The following is a 19579-nucleotide window of genomic DNA, read 5'->3' as shown; positions in this document are numbered from 1 at the left end:
CAGGGAGTCCATTGACTTTTTGGACAAGGAGTCCAGTCACTTCCTTGACAACATGTCTACCCACTTTTTGGACAAAGCTGCCCGTGTCGACACGCAGTGTCAAGCGCACGTTAAATCTGCACGATTAGCGTAAGGAAGGCCGCATAGCCTTCTGGCCCCGCAGGCGAGCTTGCCAGCCCGAGCAAGGCTCCAGTCACGCGATCCGGCGCGCACCCTCCAAGCGTGCTATATGGCTATGAGTGCTACGACGCTACGTTGAGGGGCCTCGGATGCGATTCCCCGCCGATACTTTTCGTCAAACGCCGCTACGCGGACTTGGGAATGGTGGAGGGTTGTGAGTACGCCCCGCCCAGCACGGGCCAATTCGGGTAGACGGGGCCGGCTAGAAATTGTCAAACAAGGGCATGGATTCCCTGTCCAAAAAGTAGCGAGAGTCCGTGTCAAAGAAGTATATGGACATAACAGAATTAGGATTCCATTCGGAGGAAGCCGATGTTTGAGTATTTTCAGCTCCTCCAGAGCCTTCGCCTGCGCAGCCACTAATCGGGATCAGCGCAGCTACTACTAAACAAACAAAAATTCTCTTCATCGAGCTTCCCCCACTAAATCGAGTGGGTGGCGAAGGGATCTCCCACGCCACCCACTACAACACTAAGAATTACTTACCAGTCAATTGGGGTGCAAGTAGCGTGGGTAGGCGCACGAAGTAGCTCCGGGGCCGAAGCCCTCCAATTACCATTGAAATAACGTGAAACGACGCTAGCACTCAAACTGTCACTCTTGTAATAAAGCGTCTCGCCACGAACCGCAATCGTCATCCATTCGTATGTCTGTTGTTCCGCATACACACCGACATGAGCCTGGTTGAAGTTGCACTTTTTGTAGCCACCCACCTGGATAGCACTGGCTGATGGCATAAACGCCACGATTGATAGCAGTGTTGCCGCGAATGCAGCACCTACTTTTCGGATAGTCTTCATGATCTGCCTCCTATTCTCCGTCGAACGGTTGGGACTTCTGACCCTTGACGACACTCGGATAAGCGCCGTTAAAGCTAAGCTAAAAGACGTCGTGACGATCTGTCAATACTTTGACACCACTAAATGTCGGCAACCAAATGGCGCGCACCGGCATCGCAGATAACGGCGCATCTGTCGCAATATCTCGCTCAACGGCGTTGCCGCTACCACGCTTCACGGAAACAGAACGTCCGGGGTGTGCCACGTCGGCACACCCCGGACGTAGATAGGGCAATTTAGTTATTAGGATTCAGTGCTGAGTCGCAGGGCATAACTACGGCCCAAAGTCCCACCACTGGCCGTGGTATTTTCCTGGGTATCCACCCGGATGGTATCCCCGTCATGAGCGTCACCGGCGAGGATCATGCGAGCCAGCTGGTCACCGATTTCCCGCTGGATGAGCCGGCGTAGCGGGCGGGCCCCGTAGGCCGGATCGTATCCGTCCATCGTCAGGTAATCGCGCGCCGCCGGGCTCACATCCAGGTGCATACGCCGCTCACCCAGCCGCTGCTCCAGCTGCGTGATTTGCAGATCCACAATCTTGCCGATTTCCTCCATGCTCAACGGATGGAAAACAATCACGTCATCCAAGCGGTTGAGGAACTCCGGCTTGAAGTGCGCCCGCACCGCAGCCATGACCGTGTCATATTGGGCCGCCGCATCCATAGTGGGATCAGCCAAAGCCTGCGAACCCAAATTCGAGGTCAGAATGAGGAGGGTATTGCGGAAGTCCACGGTGCGGCCCTGGCCGTCCGTGAGGCGCCCGTCGTCCAAAACCTGGAGCAGAATATCAAACACATCCGGGTGGGCCTTTTCCACTTCATCAAGCAGAATCACCGAGTAAGGCCGCCGCCGCACCGCTTCGGTGAGCTGGCCACCTTCCTCATAACCCACGTATCCCGGAGGCGCACCGACCAGCCGCGAAACAGAGTGCTTTTCGGCGTACTCCGACATATCGATACGCACCATGGCGCGCTCGTCGTCGAACATAAAGTCCGCCAGCGACTTCGCCAATTCCGTTTTGCCCACACCCGTAGGCCCGAGGAAGAGGAAGGAACCATCGGGCCGGTTCGGATCCTGCACCCCGGCACGCGAACGGCGCACCGCATCAGAAACCGCCCGCACCGCATCCTGCTGGCCAATAAGGCGATGCCCGATTTCCTCTTCCATATGGAGGAGTTTCTCCGTTTCACCCTGCATGAGCTTGCCCACCGGCACGCCCGTCCAGGCCGCCACCACTTCGGCAACTTCCTCAGAATCCACCCGCTCGGCAATCATCGGCTCATGATCGCGAGCCTGGCCATCCGCTTCGGCCGCTTCCGCCGCCGCGATCTGGCGCTCCACATCCGGAATATCGCCATTTTGGAGCCGCCCAGCATCCTCGTACCGGCCCTCGCGGACCGCTAACTCAAATTCGGTGCGCAGCTCATCAAGCTTGACACGCAAATCACCCACCCGGTTACGCCCGGCCTTCTCATTTTCCCACCGAGCGGTCAGGGCAGCTAACTCTTCTTTGCGATCCGCCAATTCCCCGCGGATGGTTTCTAGGCGGTCGGCGGTAGCTGCGTCGTCGTCCTGAGTTTCAGAAAGATAGGACTCCTCCATGGTGAGGCGATCCACCTGGCGCTGCAAAACATCGATTTCCTCCGGGGAAGAATCCAATTCCATGCGCAGGCGGGAAGCTGCTTCGTCAATAAGATCAATGGCCTTATCGGGAAGCTGACGGCCGGTAATATAGCGATTCGAGAGCTGCGCCGCGGCAACAAGAGCACCGTCCGTAATTGTTACTTTATGGTGCGCTTCGTATTTCGGGGCGATGCCACGCAAAATTGTGATGGTATCTTCCACCGAGGGCTCGCCCACGAAAATCTGCTGGAAACGGCGCTCCAAAGCAGGATCCTTCTCAATATTTTCGCGGTACTCATCCAGGGTGGTAGCACCAATGAGCCGCAATTCCCCGCGCGCAAGCATCGGCTTGAGCATATTTCCGGCATCCATAGCACCTTCGGAACCGCCACCGGCCCCCACGATAGTGTGGATCTCATCAATGAAGGTGACGATTTCACCCGCGGCCTCCCGAATCTCATTTAGGACAGCCTTGAAGCGTTCCTCGAATTCACCGCGGTATTTTGCACCGGCAACCATGGAGGCAACATCCAGCTGAATGAGCCGCTTGCCGCGCAAAGATTCCGGCACATCGCCATTGACCATGCGCTGCGCCAACCCCTCCACAACAGCGGTTTTCCCAACGCCCGGTTCCCCGATAAGCACCGGATTATTCTTGGTACGCCGAGAAAGAACCTGGATCACGCGGCGAATTTCGCTATCGCGGCCGATCACCGGATCCATTTTCCCTTCCCGGGCCATCGCGGTGAGATCCTGACCGTATTTCTCCAACGCCTGGAAAGTACCTTCCGGATCCGCGCTATCCACCTTCGAGGTGCGTACGCGCGGCAGGGTAGCCCGCAGCGCCTCATGCGAGGCGCCGGCATTCCGGAGGATCTCCCCCGCCTGGGACTGCGAAGCCGCAATCGCCATGAGGAGATGCTCGGTAGAAATATAGGCATCGCCCAGGCTGGTTGCTTCCTTACCGGCTTCCGAAATCACCCGCGAGAGCGGGCGCGACGCCCCGGGATTTTGCACCGAATCCCCCGCCGAACGCGGCAGCGAAGCCAACGCCCCGGATACCCGCTCCGCGATCTCCACGCGATTAGCCCCCACCGCTTCGAGCAGAGCAAGGGCAATTCCACCTTCCTGGGCGAGCAAAGCGCTCAAGAGATCCACCGGCTCTACCTGGGGATTACCCGCATCCGTCGCCGTGCGGATGGCCTGCGCCAAAGCTTCCTGCGACTTCGTTGTTAGTTTATCCATGACAACTCCTTACATCGGCGGCGGCTACCTGTTCACCACTTCGCCGATCCACCCGTATCAACGCAAGCTTTCTTGAGTCTATTCCACTCAAGTTAGAAGATGTGCTAATTGCGTTGTTCTCCTTACCCCTGCAAGCGACGCGCCCGAACCCGCCCGCCTATACTGGATGAATTGCATACCGAATGGAGGAGGAGGAGCGGTGCCGGAAGGTCACGCTATTCATCGTCACGGACGTATTCTCACGGCGCTTTTTGGTGGGGACACCGTGGCGGCCAGTTCCCCGCAGGGGCGTTTCGCTGAAGGCGCGGCGCTGCTGAACGGATTGCGCGCCGGGCGGGCCCACGCCTGGGGCAAGCACCTTTTCTGGCCTTTTCTTTCCGCTTCCGAACAGGCCGCCGTGGCGGGTGACATTCCTGGGGTGGACCTTGGTGACCCGCAGGCCACCTGGCTCCATATTCATTTGGGCCTTTACGGAAAATGGGCTTTTGCGGGGCCGGGGGTGGCCGGTTTGCACGGCGCCGGGATTCGGGTGAGCCCCACCGAAGATTCGGGGATGCGCAAAACCATTGATGGCGGGCAAGATGGCACCACGCGCCTGGTAGAGGTGCCGACGGGTGGTCGCGATGGTCTACCGGAGGACAATATCCAAGTCCTGGGAGAATTGGCGACGACGCCGACAACTCGCTTGCGCCTCGCCGGGCCGGAGGCGGTTGCCCAGCTCACCGGCCCTGCCCGCTGTGAGATTCTCAGCGGGGAGGAAGTCCTGGGGGTGATTGCGCGGCTCGGCCCCGATCCTATTCGCAATGAGCCAGGTGACCGGCAGCGATTCGTGGCCGGGGCGCGCCGCCGGAAAATCCCGGCCGGCCAGGTGGTGATGGACCAGGCTGTTGTGGCGGGCCCGGGCAATATTTATCGGGCTGATTGTTTGTGGCGCACCGGGATTTCCCCGCTGCGGCCGGCTAATAAGGTTTCCGAATCCCGGTATCGCGAGCTGTGGGATGACCTGGTGCTGTGCATGGGCCGCGATGTGGATTCCGGGATTATTGTGACGATCCCGCCCGAATTCCAGCCCGACCCGATTCCCGAAGGGGATCCGGAGCTCTCACGTTTCGCGGTGTATCACCGCACCGGCCGCCCGTGCGTGCGCTGCGGCGCAATTATCCGGGAGGAACTCATGGCGGGGCGGCGCCTCTTCTGGTGCCCGGGCTGCCAACGTTAGCCCGCGGGTTTTTCGGTGCAGGCGGGGTCCACGCAATCTGTACGGTATCTACTGCCGAGCCGATCACGAGCTGGGCTCGGCCCGGAATATCACGGCGGGAACTCACACCGCGATAACGAAAATCTCCGGAAAGCAGGAAGACCGCCGGGGAGGTGGCCAGTAGCCGCCGCCACAGCGGGAGATGGCTGAGGTGCGCCGGTTCCGCGGTGACCAAGATAAGGTGCCACCCGAGTTCCGCAGCATCCACGAATACCTCGGCGAGGGGTGCGAGCGGAAAACTTTGCGGATCGAGAAGCTCGGCATCATCCACCATGACAATAATCGGCACGGGTGACGAAACTGGTGGCGATGCGGACTCGATGCGGCCCGCTGTGCCTGGAGTGTGGGGCCGATCCGCCATGCTGTGCGCTTGGGTGCGACGAGCGGCGAGCACCTGGGCGAGGGCTTCCATATCCGCCCGGGCCTGCGCGGCACTGCGGTAACTTCCCGCGATGAGTTCAGGCGGGAGGCACGTGCGCAAGTGGCCATGCGGGTCGATAAGGAAAAGCCGCGGGAGCGGGGATACGTGCGCGAATTGCCGGGCGAGGAGGCGCAGCACCGCGGTTTTTCCCGAACCTGCCTCACCAATAATAAGAGCGTGCCCGGTAGCGGCAAGATCGAGGAGGGCCGGCCCGCGATGCCGGGCGCTCAATCCCAGCTGCAGCGACTGTAGCGAAGGCTTGTGGCGAGAACCTCCCGCGAGTAATTCCTGGTAGGTGAAGTTGGCGGGTAGTTCCCACAATTGGGGTGCGGGCGGCCCGGACCAAGCCGCGCGGATCTCGGCGAGGAGATCGCCCCTGCCGAGGCCGGGTGAGTCCGGGGGCGGCTGGGTGGTGGCGAGCAAAAAATGTTCCCCGGCGGGAGTTATCCCCCGGCCCGGGCAGCCCACCGGCACCGTGGCGGCCCGCCGGTGCGGGGCATGGGAGTCATAGGGATCAGCCAGGCGCAGCTCCAGCCGGGTAGTGAAGAAATCGCGCAGGTGCGCGGGGATCTCGGTGGGGCGAGCTGCCGTGGTAATAATGTGGATGCGGCTGGCCGGACCGCGCTCGATGAGTTCGGTTAAGGCCTCGTCCACCTCAGGGCGTGCCCGTAGCGCCGACCAACCGCGCAGGAAAATAAATATTTCTCCGAAAGGATCAGAGCTGGGCGCTTCCCCGCTGCGCGCGGCTTCGCGAGCGCGAAGTACGTTCCTCAGCTCGACCAATCCGGCGCGCATTCGCTCCGGCTCGGAATGATCTACCCGGAAACATATATGCGGCACATTAATAAGCGCGGTAAGTTCCGACCCCGAAGCATCGCACAGGGCGTAGTGCGCTTCGGCCGGGGTAAATCCCAGCGCGATGGCCCCGGCAATGGTCCGCAGCGCTTCATCACATCCTGCTCCCGGTGCACCGAGCACCAAAAGATGAGAATCCGCGAGATCAATATGGAGCGCTTCGCGGCGTTGGAGCAGCGGAAGATCGCGTTCGCCGAGCGTGAGCCGGAGCGGGGTGGCGCGCTGGCTCGGCGCATATATCCCAAACCGGGCTGAGGTACGCACCGCGATGAGCTCGGTGAGGTGACGCGGGCGAGTCAGCGGCTCCAACCAAATCGGGTGGGCCCGCGGCCCGATCCCCCGCAGGGGTTCGAGTGCCGCGGCGAGTGCGGATGGTCCGTTCTGAACAGCGCCCAGTCCGGGAACGGCATTAATGGGAGGAGTGGCTGGCGGCCCGGAGCTGCGTCGTCGTACCGCGGGAACCTGAGCCGGGCGGGCCGCGAGCGGCGCAGAAACATAAAACCCGGTGAAGCGTTGCGGCGCGCCGCCGCAGGCAAGGAAACCGCAACCGGGCTGGGGCGGGAGGTGGGCGGCATCCGGGGTGCCGATCACCGCGCGGGATTCGTACTCGGAAAAAGTGCGCAGCGCGATCCGGTAGGACAGGTGCGAATCCAGGCCGCGCAACCGGCCTTCGTCCAGGCGCTGGGTGGCGAGCAGCAGGTGGATGCCGAGCGAGCGGCCCAGGCGCCCAATAGCCACGATGGTGTCGATGAGGTCGGGGTGGTCGCTGAGGAGCTCGGCGAATTCGTCAATAATAATAAGGAGTGGCGCAAGAAGCGGGCCGCTGTGGGCACCGCGAGCGCGCGCCGCCTCGTATTCTCCCAGGTGGGAGTGCTGGCCATGCTCAGCAAGCAGGTGTTGGCGGCGATTCATTTCCCCGCGCAGAGTTTCCTCCATGCGCTCGCTCAGGGAGCTATCGCGTTCCAGGTTGGTGACCAGGGCCGCGGTGTGGGGCAGCTCGGCAAAAGGATGGAAACTCGCCCCGCCCTTGTAATCGATGAGGACCAGGTTGAGCTGTTCGGGTGAATGGGTGAGGCAGAGCCCGAGGAGGAGCGTACGCAACAACTCCGACTTCCCGGAGCCGGTTGCGCCCACGAGCAGACCGTGCGGGCCCATCCCACCGGCCGCGGCCTCGTTGAGATCGAGCCACACCGGGGCGCCCTGCGGGTCGAGCCCGAGCGGCACGCGCAGCGGGGAGTCCGTGCGGTGAGTTGGCGAAGGCGGCGTGAGGGATGACAATCCGAGCAGCTTCGCAAAACCCTGCGCGCTAGTGGAATCCTGCGAAGCCGAGCCGCGAGCCCGGTAGAGCCCCCGGGCACAGTAGGCAGCTCCGTCCAGGTCGAGCAGATCGGGAATGCCCCGGCGCACCCCGGCGCTATCGGCGAGGCTGAGATGTGCTGGCTCGGCGCCGGCCGGATAATCCACAAGCACAACGAGACTGCCGGGTTCGGGGAGCGTACCCGGCTCGCGCTGCACCGGCCAATCGCGTGCGAGCGCGCGGGGTTGATCAGGCAGACCAGCTTCTTCCGGATGCGATTTTTCGCGCTCGGATTTTTCCCGGAAATGCAAAGTGAAGTGGGAAGAGGAACCTGGGCAATCAGGCTCCCCGAAAGACCCCTTAATAATAAGGTATATGACCTTTCCGAGCCCCGGCTCCGAGACGGCGTACGGGGGCAGCCAACTGAGCCAACCCGCCTCGGCCGCGGGCACGTGCTCCCCCGGGGTAATAGCGAGATCACCAGGCGTAATGCTCGCCGCGAGCTGGCAGAGGAGGGCCCGCGCCCAGGCCCAGGCCGCATCCCCCTCCACCGTCACGGTGGAATACGAGGGCAGGTCGAGGAGTGCGGGGCCGGGGATCGGGCGCTGCACCTCCGTGGCACAGCGGTCCCGCGCCCTGCGGGCGGCGTCGTCGCGCTCCCCGGGTGGATCCTCCGCAAGCTTGACGGTATACGGCGGTGCGAGCAACGCCTGCCCCACCCGGATCGGTCCCGGTGGCGCTGGCTTGCTGCGGCCCAGGCGCAGTGGGAGCACAGGCGGGGCAGGATAGCGTTGCGTTTCCTCGCGAACACAAGCCTCCAGTATGCGCTCGGCTTCGGCTTCGCACCTGGCCAGGGCGGCGAGGTAATCGCGCCGCGCTCCGTCGCGTTCCCCGGCGGTGCGCCGCAGCCCCAGGCCCACGTTGAGCAGCGCGAGCGCGAGCATGAGGAACCCCAACGTGACCATGAAGAGAAGCAGGTGGGGAGAGCGCCGGGTAGTGGACGTGAGAATCACGAGCATCACCACGGATAGCAGCGCGGGGAGGAACATGACGGCATTCATTTTCTGCCCACTGCCGTGATAACACGCGGGTGGCGCGGGAATACACAGGGCCTCCATGGATTCCTCCTTTCGCGAGCGCGCTCTCCTTCCGGCACACCCTAGCGGGGCTATGGATTCTTGGCGAGGCGCTATCCACAGCTTCGGTACGACGACGCATTTCTCTCGCAACGGGCCAGCTGGGCTTGTGGATAACTCTCTGGCCTGTGGATGAGCTCTGGTCAGATTGCGGCCTTCTTGATACCGTGCCCTCACCCCGCGCACCTGCGGCCGTCCGAGCAGGCTTCCGGGTGCCGAGGGCGAGGGTGCGAGGTGGCGAGAACGCAGGCGAATAACCGGGATCAGTAACAGCGCAGAAAGGAGAGCATATGGCCGGAGAGCTCGAAGAAATACGCGGCGCGCGACCGGTGGATACCGCGATTCCCGTCTGCGCGCATTGCGCGGGCCGGCGCGGCGAATTCGAGCTGGCCAGTTCGCTCTCATTAACCGCGCTCATTCCCGAGGTGCTGCGCCTCCTCGCCCCGGATTTCGCGGCTCCCAGCTGGACGGTTCGTACCGCCACCGGGAGACGCCTGGATCCGAGCCTGCCGGCGGCCGACCAGCTCTCCCCCGGAATCTGCCTTTTTATTGACGGACCCGCGCCGCCCACGCCCCCGCGCAGCGACCCGGTTCTCAGCTGTATCCGCCATTCCACCCTGACCGAGCGCGGCGAACTTGCTCCGGCTACGATCCGTATCTGCGCTACCGGAACAGCTGCGGTAGCAGGACTGGGCCTGGCCGGATATAGCGCCCTGGCTCCGCTTCCCCACGCGCTCGCACTTCCCGTCCTAGCCAGCCTTGCGCTCGTTTTTCTCGGTCTTGCCCGCATGAATTGGGCGCATGCTCGCCGGCGAGAAGGCCCGAGCGCGAGCGCACGGGCACAGCTGGTGGTGGTAGCACCGCTCGCAGCCAGTGGCTGGGCGGGAGCCGCCTGTGGGTGGCGTGCCGCCCCGCTGGTAGTACCAGAGGCGGGAACTGGCGTGGGACTACGCGGGATAGCAGCTGGAATTGTTCTTCTCCTCATCGCGCTGCTCGCCCGGGTGGTAGTCCCCGTGCCGGGTAGCCGCAGTATGCTGCTGCCCTGGGCACTTGCTTTGCTGGGTTGGGGTGGCAGCGCCCTGCTCGACGCCCGGCTTGCCGAACCGGCCGCCCTCGTGATCGTGGTGGCCCTGGTCTGCACGGCCCGCCTGATTGCGCCGCTTGTCTTGCGGTTGAGCGCGCCCCCGCCGGAAATACCCGCCACCGGTATAGCGGAATCACCCGCGGAGCACAGTACGGAAAACTGGGCCCGCATCCTCGCCCTGCGCGCCCTGGGCTGCGAAGCCGGCGCCGTCTTCGTGATCGCCGCGCTGCTACCGCTGGCCTACCGCCCGGATATTCTCAGCGCGGCCATATGTTGCACGGGAGTAACTGTGCTCGGGCTGCGTGCCATAACTATGCGCGCCGACGCCGCGTTTGTACTTCGGCTTGCTTTCTTCCTTTTTCTTTTTATGGAGCTCTGCGTGTTGGCCATGCGGAATCCGGCAACGTACGCAGCACCGGGTCTTCTTGCGAGCCTGGTAGCTCCAGCGCTGGTGAGTATTCCCGCTCTTTTCCTCGAGTATGGGAGCCACCGGGAAGCCTCGGAGACCCTGGAAGCTACCGAGGATCGGGGCCGCGGCGAGCGTTCCGAGGCTCAGCTTCTTCTCACCCGGCGAGTGGAGATCGCTGAGCAGGCTCTCACCGCGCTGCTCGGAGTCGGGATAGTTATTGCGGTCAGCCCATGGTAAACGCGCGCACTATTGTGAGCTCCCGCCGTTTCCGGCGCCGCGGCATCGCGGGCGCGTTATGGTGGGGGCTGCCGGCTCATGAGGAAGCTCCCCGCCCCGGATTAGCTGGCCTAGCCGGAGCTCTTGGGCTTGCCCTCGTAACCGCGGCTGGTACCGGTGCAGCGCGGGTGCTCTCCCCGCAGCTTCCTGACGGTTGGGAAGATGGCGCGATTGTGATCGCCACGGATAGCGGGGCACGTTATCTCAGTTCCGGTGGAATTCTCCATCCCCTCACCACCCTGGCTGCCGCTTACCTTTTGTACCCCGAAGGGCTGGAAACCCATGCGCTCCCAGCTTCCCGGCTCGCAGATGTACCGCGCGGGGTGCCCGTGGGAATTCCGGGCGCCCCCGATTCTTTACCGAGCGCAGCCGAGCTGCGTGACCCGTGGCTGGTGGCTTGCCCCGCAACTGTTACAGCTTCACGGGAGGACGACAAAGAAAATATGCAGGGCACGGCCACGCCGTTATCCCTGGCGGCCTCAGCTCCGCTCCCGGAATATCGGGGCGCGGTGCTGGTACGAACACCGGGAAGTTTGTGGCTCATTGCTACTGGCCAGCGCTACCGGGTGGACATTCCAGAAGCGGCTTTCCGTAGTGAATTTCCGGGCTTACCTGTGTTTGAGGCGCCGCCTGCGTGGGTGGAACTCTGGGCGGAAGGGCCGCCTCTCACGCCGCTCCAGGTACCCGCCGTTGGTGAGCCGGCCGGGTATCTTCCCGGTATCGGGGAGGCGCGGGTCGGTGACCTGGTTGCTTTTGCTGACAGTGCCGGCACCCGCACCTGGTTCCAGATCAGTTCGGGCGGCGTGCTCGAACCGCTCTCCCCCACCGCGTTCCACCTGTATCGACTCTCCGAGCAAAGTGCCCGGGCGCGAGTGTATGCCCTCGATCCGGCAGCTCGTGCCCATCTCAACTTCCGCGAAACCGGCCCCGGAGCCGGCTGGCCCGCTGATCTCACCGCGCTCACCGACCCGGCTGCCGGCGCGGCTACCGAAACCGCGGATCCCGGCTCCGCCCGGGTATGCGCGGCTTTCCACGCGGGACACTCGTTCTTGGTGCACGTACCTGAATCCCCGCTATCGCACGCTGGTGCTGCGCTCGTGGCCAGCACGGATGCGGGGAGTGCCACCCTGCTACAGGGAAGCACCCCGGTAGCCATCACCGATCTTGACCGGCTGCGCCGAGCCGCGAACTGGGAAAACATCACTCCGCTTGAGCTCCCGCCCGCCTGGCGCATCCTCCTTCCCAATCCGGCCACTCTTCTCTCCGTGGATGCGCTCTGCACCGATCCACAGGGCACTACCCGAACCGATATTGCTGCCTGCACCCGACATCGCCCATGACCCGCCGCATGCTCATTATTCGCGCATGCACAAGCCCGGGCCGGGGAGAAGATTCTTCCTCCCCGGCCCGGACTGTGAGTGACATACGTTGGGAATAGTTGGTAGCTGGTTACCCCGCCTTTAGCGGGTAGCGCTGGAGCGGGAATTGGCCCGGTAGCGCAAGGTCAAGCCTCCGGCGAGCGCGGTGAGCCCAGCCAGGAGCCAGCCCGCGAGCGCGGCACCGGTGCGTTGCAGCTCCGGAGGCGCGGGGGGCGTGGCCGGCGGAGTGGTGGGCGGGGTGGCCGGTGGCGTAGCGGGCGGTGTCGTCGGAGGTACCGGCGGTTCTTCGAAACGAACCGTTTGTTCACTATCGAGCGGATCGGTGTGCTCGGAAATGAGCCGGTCGCCCAGGTACACCCATTCGAATAGAACCACCTCGCGGCCAGCTAAGCCGCTCGCATCAAAGCCGAGCTTAATGCGGGCGCATTCGCTAGGCGAACCGGGAATGAAATCGCTGACTGTGCGTGCCGGGGCACCGTCCTTCCCGAGCACCGGCGTGCCATCGGGGAACATGGCAGCCGTTTCAATCCGGTAGGCCTCCCCGGGGATAAGCGCTCCGCTGAGTTCACATACCTCATCGATAATCACCGCATCCGCGGTGGCGCTCAGAGTCTGATCGCCGCCGGCATGATCAGCAGCACTCGCAGCGCCATCCCGGGCACGGGTGGCCAAGCGTGTGAAGGTCACCGTCTGGTTGGTATCGTTCAGGTCAGCATGGATCGCAATATCCCGGCCGTCCTGGCGCAGAGTTTCCGTGGCCACCACCTTGGTGCCGGCCAGAGTTGCGGCGTCGACCTCAAAAACCACCTCCACGCTACCGTTGGGGTGCTCGGGCACGAAACGGCTGGTGCCGGTGAGCGCGCTCCCGCTGGCATCGCGCAGCGGCTGACCGCTGGTCGGATCCAGGAGTGCCCCGTGGACCTCGTATTCCTTTCCGGGAATCAGGTGCTGGTAGGACACGGTATCCACCAGGGTGACGGTACCGGTATTGGGCGCAATATGGGTGTCTTCATGGTGCATGGTGGTGTGAAGGGACGGTTCGCGGGTCACCGTGAACTGCTCGGTCACATCGGTCACGCTGGTGGCCAGCGGAGCCGCCCGATCATCCCCCGCGAAATCGGAAACCACCACGTAAGTACCCGGCAGGTTCTCCCCGGCCGCATCCTGCTCCATGATCCAGGACGGATCGCCCACACTCGGGTAGAAACCGTTGCGGGCGGGAAGTACCACCGGTTGCCCAATCTGGCGGGCGGCCGCGCGGTTCTCATCGGTTACGGCCTGGCCTTCCGGGAAGAAGAGCAGGGTGTGGGTTAACGTCTGAGTATCAGCCCCAAATCCGACTCCGCCGGTGAAATCGGGATGGTTGGCGGGCAGGCCGCTCACCCAGACGTCATCAACCAGGTAAGTTCCGGACTTCGTTTGGCGAATCGAGAGAGCCGAATCAATCTTCCCGGGATAGCGCACCGATGTTGTTTCATCGGCCAGCCCGAAAGTATCCGACCAGCCGCTCTCAATCCAGGGTGCGAACTCGGCTGGTTGGTCCTCCTCGAGGACTTCCCACACCCAGGTGTACATTCCAGGCTTGCTCACTGGTTCGCTCAATTCTGCGCGGATCGGGCCCGGGCCTTCGGCCACCACTGTCACGGAGCCAATTTTTTCTGAGCTAGCCGGGACCACACCCGGCTCGGGAATGGCCGTGGGAGACACATACCACGCGGTGGCCCGGTACGTAACCGGAATAAAGGGACCGTCTTCAAAAGAACCATTGGTTCCCGGGCGGCGGCTCCACTCCCCATCTCGGAAATTCTCATCCGCGCGGGCCACGAAAGTATCGCTGAGGACCGTGCCGGTATCTACCACTTTCGCATCGGCCACGTGGGATATCCCGAGAGGCCGGAAGGGGAATTCTTCCCGGGAGGTTTCTTCCGGAAGGGCGTAACTATCAGCCCAGTCCGCGTGAATATAGCGGGAGTTCTCCCCCTGCTCGTTTTTACGCACCTCCCACACCCAGGTGACGAAACCGCGTTTGGGGGTGGAAAGTTCCGCGGTGAGCGTCTCCCCCGGGCCCTTAGCTTGGACCGTGACCGATCCCAGAACCTCGGCTCCTTCAGGGACGGTATCGCTGCGTTGCGGGGAGGTGCGCCCTGCCCAATAGGCGGTGGCCCGGTAGGTGACGGGCACATTTTTCCCCTTCACCTGGGTCCATTTTCCGTCCCCGTAATCCTCCTTGACGGCGGTGGTGAGAGTATCGCGAATAACGCCATCGGTATTAATAGGGCGGGTGCTTACCTTCGAGGTTCCCAGCGGCTGGAAATCATAAATAACTTCCCAGGTGCGCCCCGGAACATTGCGGGTGAGGGGATCGCTGACCGGGCGGTGGCCGTAGGTGATGGTGTCTTGAACGGTGCCATCGGCCCCGAAAATAGTCAGGGTGGTGCGAACCGGGGTATCGAAAACAGCCGTATAGCTCACCTGGCCATTCCCGGTGGCCGACCACGCCAGCTCCAGCGGCTTGCTATCGGTCACCCCGCTCCAGGTTGCGCTACCGCTCGCGTCAAAAACTGCCGGGCCGCTGAGGGTAATAGCCACGGGGATCCCGGGCAGCCACGCCTCGGAATTATCCGGGTGCACGCCGATGCCGCGGATCGCACCGCTGCGCTCCCCTTCGCCTTCCACGATTCCGCTCACGTAGCCGACGGCGGCGCTGGCGCGCGCTTCCCGCACGTAGCTTTGGGCCCGCTCCTCAATATCGGGACGCTGGGTACGCACCGCCTGCACCAGCTCGTTCACGGTCTCTTGAGCGCGCCCCGGACGCCCCGGGTATTCCTTTTCGAAATTAACGTGGATGAGGTAGCTCAGCGCAGCTAGGTTGAGGTCGTCCGTGGTATTTCCTTCATAGCGGTTGAGCAGCCAGGCCATTTGCGCGGTGCTCAGCTGCAACTCTCCCGGGCCGAGCGCTCGGGATTCGGTAAGGGTCGTAATATCGATCATCTCCCCGGGACCGGGATCAGCATATTTCGCTTGGATACACCAAATGGGATAACCCTCCACCGCCACCCCGTTAATTGATTGTGTTTCCGCGTAATGCGGCCCGAGGCGAAGATGGCCAACAATATTCACCCCTTTAATTTCGATGCCGCGGCCAACAGAATGATCCCAATCGGCACGCGCTCCGGCACCGCCGAAAAGACCGGCGCCCGCCAAAGCGAACACCATGAGAAAAGCAAGACATACCCGAATCACATATGGGGTCGGTTTCGGGCCCGTGGTTATTGCCATGGTGGATACGAGTCCTTTCACAATATTATTTTTATGCATGCTGAAAGAGAGTCATGCGAATCTGCATACACGGCGAATGTGCATGCGTAACGAACGTGGAGCATGCGGAAAACGCGGGCAGAAAATTACCACCGGCGCACAGCCGCTAGCCGTAGCTAACCGCAACTAACCGCCGCCCCCTATCCGAAGAGGCGCGCCACCGCCCGGTCAGCTGCGCGATAGTTCTGCGAGGCGCATTCCACCTGCTGGCCGATACGCGCGTAAATGTCATTCAGGGAGCGGGCCGCGGCATGCCACCGCATTTGTGCGGCTTCGTAAGCTGCCTGAGATTGCCCGTCCCAATCCGCCATCGCGGCGCGGATACGGGCATCTAGCTGCGCGAGTACCGCCTCGATGCGGGAAGCGTGGGCAGCCATATCAGCTGCCCCCGCGGAAAGTTCCCCAAAATGTGCACGAAGTTCGCTCATGACAATCCTTTCCATAAGTGCGTGGGAACACCGGCGCGGGCGCTGTTACGCCGCCGGCAGATCCCCAACTAGTGCGGCCATACGGGAAAAATCCGCGCGGGTGGCCGTGTCTGTTTCGGTAACGGTGGCATCCGCGCGGCCTAGGCGCACTGCGTAATCAGCCAGGAGCGCGAGCAACTTTTCACTTGCCGCGCGGTATTCTTCCAGCGCGGCGGCGAAGGCCACCGGAGCAGCACCGCGCCAACCGGCATGCCAGCCAGCGATGCGATCCATGGTGGAATGGAGGTGGGCGCGCAGATCCTCCTGGGCCTGGGTGACGAGCGCGCGAACGGTGAGAATGGAATCATTACTGACCCGCAATTGTGCGGTGGATACAGCCATACATCCCCCTGAAATACGTAGGTGGTGGCGCGCGGGTGGTGAGAGTTCCGCGCTTCGGACGCCGGCCGGTGAGGACCGGTGTTCCCATAGTGGCTGATAAAAGTGGTGCTTGTCGAGAGAGAAAAAATGTTATCCACAGGCATCTGCCCGGCCGGCGTGTCCCCCACAGGCAGACCGGCTTTAACCGACCTAGGGCGCCCGTGCCCGGCGGCGCCGTCGTACCTCACTACCCTGTTTCAGGACGACGACGCCGCGCCGCTTCCGCGGCGCCCTATCCGGCGTTACAGGAAATAGGCCACGAGAGCGACCATTGAAATAACAAAAGCGATGCCGATAATGGTGGCACGCTGCCAGAAGAGCCGGCGGCGTGGGTAGTAGCTCTGGCCCGGCTGGTAGCCGCCGAAATCATATCCGCCGCTCAGTTCTTCTTCGGATTCGATAGTGGGATCTTCCCCGGTGGCACTGCCGCGCTGCTGGTCATCATGCCGGCGGCCGAATTGGCGTTTCCTCACGGTTTCCTCCGTCTCCGGGTGGCTGGCTCCCGGTAGGAATATGGTAGTGCATCCATATGAACATGAGGGCTACTATCCTGGACGTATGTCGTCAAAGAAAAACAAGCCGGCCGGAACCCCGGCCCTCCTCGCCCTGGAGAAAACCGGCGTGGAGTTCACGATTCTTGAGTACGAACAAAGTTTGCATCACGAACACGGATTCGCCCTCGATTCCGCCGCGGAGCTGGGGATGGATCCCCGCGTTATTTTCAAAACCCTGCTGGCGCGCGTGGATGGCAAGTCGGTGTGCGCGGTGGTGCCAGCTGCCGCCATGCTCAATCTCAAGTCCCTGGCGAAGGCGGCCGGCGGTAAAAAGGCCGCGATGATGGATCCGCACGATGCCGAGAAACTCACCGGCTACGTGACCGGGGGTATTTCGCCGCTGGGTCAAAAACACCGCAGCCCGATTTTTATTGATTCTTCCGCACGCGAGCTCGAAACGATGGTGGTCTCGGGTGGGAAACGCGGGCTCTCGGTGCGCCTAGCACCGGCTGATTTAGCGGCCGCGGCCCGCGCGGAATTCGCGCCGGTGGCTGATTTTAGCCGGCACACCTAGGCCGGCCCGGCGGCTCGGTACCGCCCGCGCTCTTATACCGGCCCGCTTATTCAGCCGGCCCCGATTCCAGCGCCGCTACGTCCACGTACCACGGCCCGCAGCGGCGCAATGCCCGCATATCCAACTGCTCGGCGAAATCCGCGGCTGTGCGCACCTCCAACCCCAGCGAACGCCCGATGAGCGCCAGCACATCGGCCGGACTCCAGCCGTATTCAGCGAGCGCCCGCATCGTCACGGCCCCGTCGCGTTTGGCCAGCCGCGTGCCCTCCCGGTTGAGAACCATGGGCACATGCCAGTACTCCGGAGTGGGGGCCCCGAGCAAGCGCTGCAAATACACCTGCCGGGGCGTGGACGGCGCCAAATCCGCACCGCGCGTCACCTGGGTAATACGCTCGAGCGCATCATCCACCACGGAGGCAAAATTGTAGGCGTAACGACCATCGCCGCGCCGAATCACAAAATCGTCGACGACGCCGCTCACTTCCCCGCACACCTCATCGTGGATGGTCAATTCTTTCACCTCGGTGCGCAGCCGCAAGGCCGGCTGGCGGCCCACCGCCGCGAGTTTGGCGCGGCCGGCCCGCCGGCCGGCCGCACTCAAATCCCGGCAGGTCCCCGGGTATATCCCGGGCGCCCCGTGGGGCGCCCGGGCGGCGTCGGCTAAATCACGCCGGGTGCAATAACACTCGTAGAGCAGTCCGCGTTCCCACAGGGACGCGAAGGCGGCGTCGTACCCCGCGATGCGGTGGGATTGGACCTGGACCGGGCCGTCCCAGGTGAGCCCCAAGGCCCGCAGGTCCGCGAGCTGGCGCTCTTGGAACTGCGGGCGGGACCGTTCGTCCATATCTTCCACGCGCATGAGGAAGCCGCGCCCGCTGCGCCGGGCTAAAGCCCAGGCGAGGAGCGCGGTGCGGAGATTCCCGAGGTGTAGGTCCCCGCTCGGCGAGGGTGCGTACCGGCCGTACTCCACGGTTTAGGCCAGCGAACCCATCGGATCCCAGGCGGGCAGCACTTCCGGTTCGGTGTCCAGAGCGGCCAGCAGCTCGGCGGAGAGGCGATCCTTGGTGACCGCAACTTCGAAAACGTGCTGGTCGAACCAGGAATCGTTCATGGTCCAGAAGCCCTTATCGGCGTGCTCATCGCCCCAGGAGTTTTCAATGCGCCAGCGGCGCGGGCTGCCGTCTTCACGCAGGTCAACGCCGGTGAATACCATGGCGTGCGTCATCATCGCTTCGCCGTAGTAGAGCTCATCAGCCTTGGACATGGCCAGGTCAATCCCGTAGGTACCTTCGTAATCGTAAAGCTGGCCGTCCCAAATACCGCGTTCGCGATCCGACTGCTTGCCGGTATCGCACCCCATCCACACGGGCTGACCATCCTTCAGGGTGGCGATGGTCGCTTCGCGGATAACCTCGATGGGCACATTCAGGTAGGTGACCGGCTTGGCGCCCACCACATTGCCGAGGCGATCCACGGTGTAGAGCTTGCCGTACTCATTACGCGGATCATTGACGATACACACGTACTGATCCAGATCCGGCAGGTACTTCTGCGCGAATTCCACCGGGGTCATCTTCCCTTCGCGGTGGAAGTTCCCCTCCTCGTCTTCGTACTGCCATACAAAGCTTTCCGGCGGGGTGCCCAGGTGGATAGCCAGCACCCGGTAGACCTGCTCCATGAACTTTTCGCGTACGGCTTCACGCTGACCGGCTTCCGCCTCGCGAATATCGTGGGCGGCGCGGCGCAGCAGCATTTCCAGGGTGCGGTTCATGAGCTGAGTATTGGAGGAAGATTCCGTTTCCGGCATCGCGAACTTCGGGCAGGCCCCGTACTTGTCCACCAGGGCCACGAACATATTCCACTGCCCGCCGTCCCCGATGGGATCGGAAAGCAGGTAGTGCACGGTGCGGTCATCAACCGGGCGGTCCGCCAGCTCAATCATGGAGGTGAGGAAATAATTGGCCTTTTCCAGCTTGTCGTAGAAATGCTGGAAGGACTGGGAGAACTCGAAGTTCTTCAGGCCGGTGGCGCGATTGACGAGCATCTTCAGCGAGCTAAGCCCGGAGAAAAGCCAGCAGCGCCCGGATTTCTTCTGGTTATTCACCTTCCAGGTGTCCACCTTCACCGACATGGACGGATCAATCGCGTTAATAACATCGCGATCCTGGGCGACCTTCGTAATCGAGGTCTGGGTGACGGCGTTCTGGACGATGCGGGCGGTGCGATCCGCCGCGAAATCCGCCGCAAACTTCTTCACCATATCGGTCTCAAGTGCCTGGGCCATTCATAACTCCTTCATTGTCGTAACTGTGCCAAGGTCCCTCACTATGCTACCTTGCA

General features: G+C 62.8%; 13 protein-coding genes. 4 read left to right on the top strand and 9 right to left on the bottom strand.

The genetic code is table 11. From position 1 onward, the window contains the following. Nucleotides 1-662 precede the first annotated feature (662 nt). Entirely contained in the window at nucleotides 663-980 is a 318-nt protein-coding gene (locus AC5RK6_RS01475) for a hypothetical protein (RefSeq protein ID WP_320758048.1), read from the bottom strand. A 282-nt stretch (nucleotides 981-1262) separates the two neighbouring features. After that, nucleotides 1263-3890 (bottom strand): ATP-dependent chaperone ClpB, encoded by a 2628-nt coding sequence (gene clpB, locus AC5RK6_RS01470; protein WP_320758049.1) that lies wholly within the window; start codon nucleotides 3888-3890, stop codon nucleotides 1263-1265. Between the two features lie 199 nt (nucleotides 3891-4089). Between clpB and AC5RK6_RS01465 the strand changes: the two genes are divergently transcribed. Beyond that, a complete protein-coding gene (locus AC5RK6_RS01465) occupies nucleotides 4090-5109 on the top strand; it encodes an Fpg/Nei family DNA glycosylase (protein WP_435730991.1) in 1020 nt (339 codons plus the stop codon). Here the strand turns inward: AC5RK6_RS01465 and AC5RK6_RS01460 are convergent. Next, nucleotides 5063-8839, bottom strand: a complete 3777-nt coding sequence (locus AC5RK6_RS01460; RefSeq protein WP_394532497.1) for an FtsK/SpoIIIE domain-containing protein — start codon at nucleotides 8837-8839, stop codon at nucleotides 5063-5065. The genes AC5RK6_RS01465 and AC5RK6_RS01460 overlap by 47 nt on opposite strands. Nucleotides 8840-9147: 308 nt before the next feature. On the opposite strand from AC5RK6_RS01460, the gene AC5RK6_RS01455 reads away from it, so the two are divergent. Both AC5RK6_RS01455 and AC5RK6_RS01450 read left to right on the top strand, forming a co-directional pair. Beyond that, the gene (locus AC5RK6_RS01455) at nucleotides 9148-10587 is read left to right on the top strand and encodes a hypothetical protein (protein ID WP_435730990.1); all 1440 of its coding nucleotides are present in this window, start codon (nucleotides 9148-9150) and stop codon (nucleotides 10585-10587) included. Continuing rightward, complete coding sequence (locus tag AC5RK6_RS01450) at nucleotides 10581-11966, top strand: type VII secretion protein EccB (RefSeq protein ID WP_394532494.1); 1386 nt, start codon at nucleotides 10581-10583, stop codon at nucleotides 11964-11966. Before AC5RK6_RS01455 ends, AC5RK6_RS01450 begins: the two co-directional genes overlap by 7 nt. A 120-nt stretch (nucleotides 11967-12086) precedes the next feature. Here AC5RK6_RS01450 and AC5RK6_RS01445 read toward each other — a convergent pair whose 3' ends face one another. The 4 genes from AC5RK6_RS01445 to AC5RK6_RS01430 all read right to left on the bottom strand — a co-directional run bounded on the left by AC5RK6_RS01445 (nucleotide 12087) and on the right by AC5RK6_RS01430 (nucleotide 16644). Beyond that, the gene (locus AC5RK6_RS01445) at nucleotides 12087-15305 is read right to left on the bottom strand and encodes a VaFE repeat-containing surface-anchored protein (RefSeq protein WP_435730989.1); all 3219 of its coding nucleotides are present in this window, start codon (nucleotides 15303-15305) and stop codon (nucleotides 12087-12089) included. A gap of 158 nt (nucleotides 15306-15463) precedes the next feature. Further along, the gene (locus AC5RK6_RS01440; RefSeq protein WP_016441838.1) at nucleotides 15464-15751 is read right to left on the bottom strand and encodes a WXG100 family type VII secretion target; all 288 of its coding nucleotides are present in this window, start codon (nucleotides 15749-15751) and stop codon (nucleotides 15464-15466) included. Between the two features lie 45 nt (nucleotides 15752-15796). Then, entirely contained in the window at nucleotides 15797-16132 is a 336-nt protein-coding gene (locus AC5RK6_RS01435) for a WXG100 family type VII secretion target (RefSeq protein ID WP_016441839.1), read from the bottom strand. A gap of 281 nt (nucleotides 16133-16413) precedes the next feature. Beyond that, complete coding sequence (locus AC5RK6_RS01430) at nucleotides 16414-16644, bottom strand: hypothetical protein (RefSeq protein WP_016441840.1); 231 nt, start codon at nucleotides 16642-16644, stop codon at nucleotides 16414-16416. An 85-nt stretch (nucleotides 16645-16729) separates the two neighbouring features. On the opposite strand from AC5RK6_RS01430, the gene ybaK reads away from it, so the two are divergent. Beyond that, nucleotides 16730-17239, top strand: a complete 510-nt coding sequence (gene ybaK / locus AC5RK6_RS01425) for a Cys-tRNA(Pro) deacylase (RefSeq protein ID WP_284898639.1) — start codon at nucleotides 16730-16732, stop codon at nucleotides 17237-17239. Between the two features lie 46 nt (nucleotides 17240-17285). On the opposite strand, the gene gluQRS is transcribed toward ybaK, so the two are convergent. After that, the gene (gluQRS, locus tag AC5RK6_RS01420) at nucleotides 17286-18209 is read right to left on the bottom strand and encodes a tRNA glutamyl-Q(34) synthetase GluQRS (RefSeq protein WP_394532490.1); all 924 of its coding nucleotides are present in this window, start codon (nucleotides 18207-18209) and stop codon (nucleotides 17286-17288) included. Nucleotides 18210-18212: 3 nt separating this feature from the next. Continuing rightward, nucleotides 18213-19523 (bottom strand): C1 family peptidase, encoded by a 1311-nt coding sequence (locus AC5RK6_RS01415; RefSeq protein ID WP_284898641.1) that lies wholly within the window; start codon nucleotides 19521-19523, stop codon nucleotides 18213-18215. Nucleotides 19524-19579 lie beyond the last annotated feature (56 nt).

It is taken from the genome of Actinotignum sp. usb-actsch-213 (genome assembly GCF_059085665.1).
The sequence above is the reverse complement of the archived record's forward strand: the minus strand, read 5'-3'. Positions and strand labels throughout refer to the sequence as shown.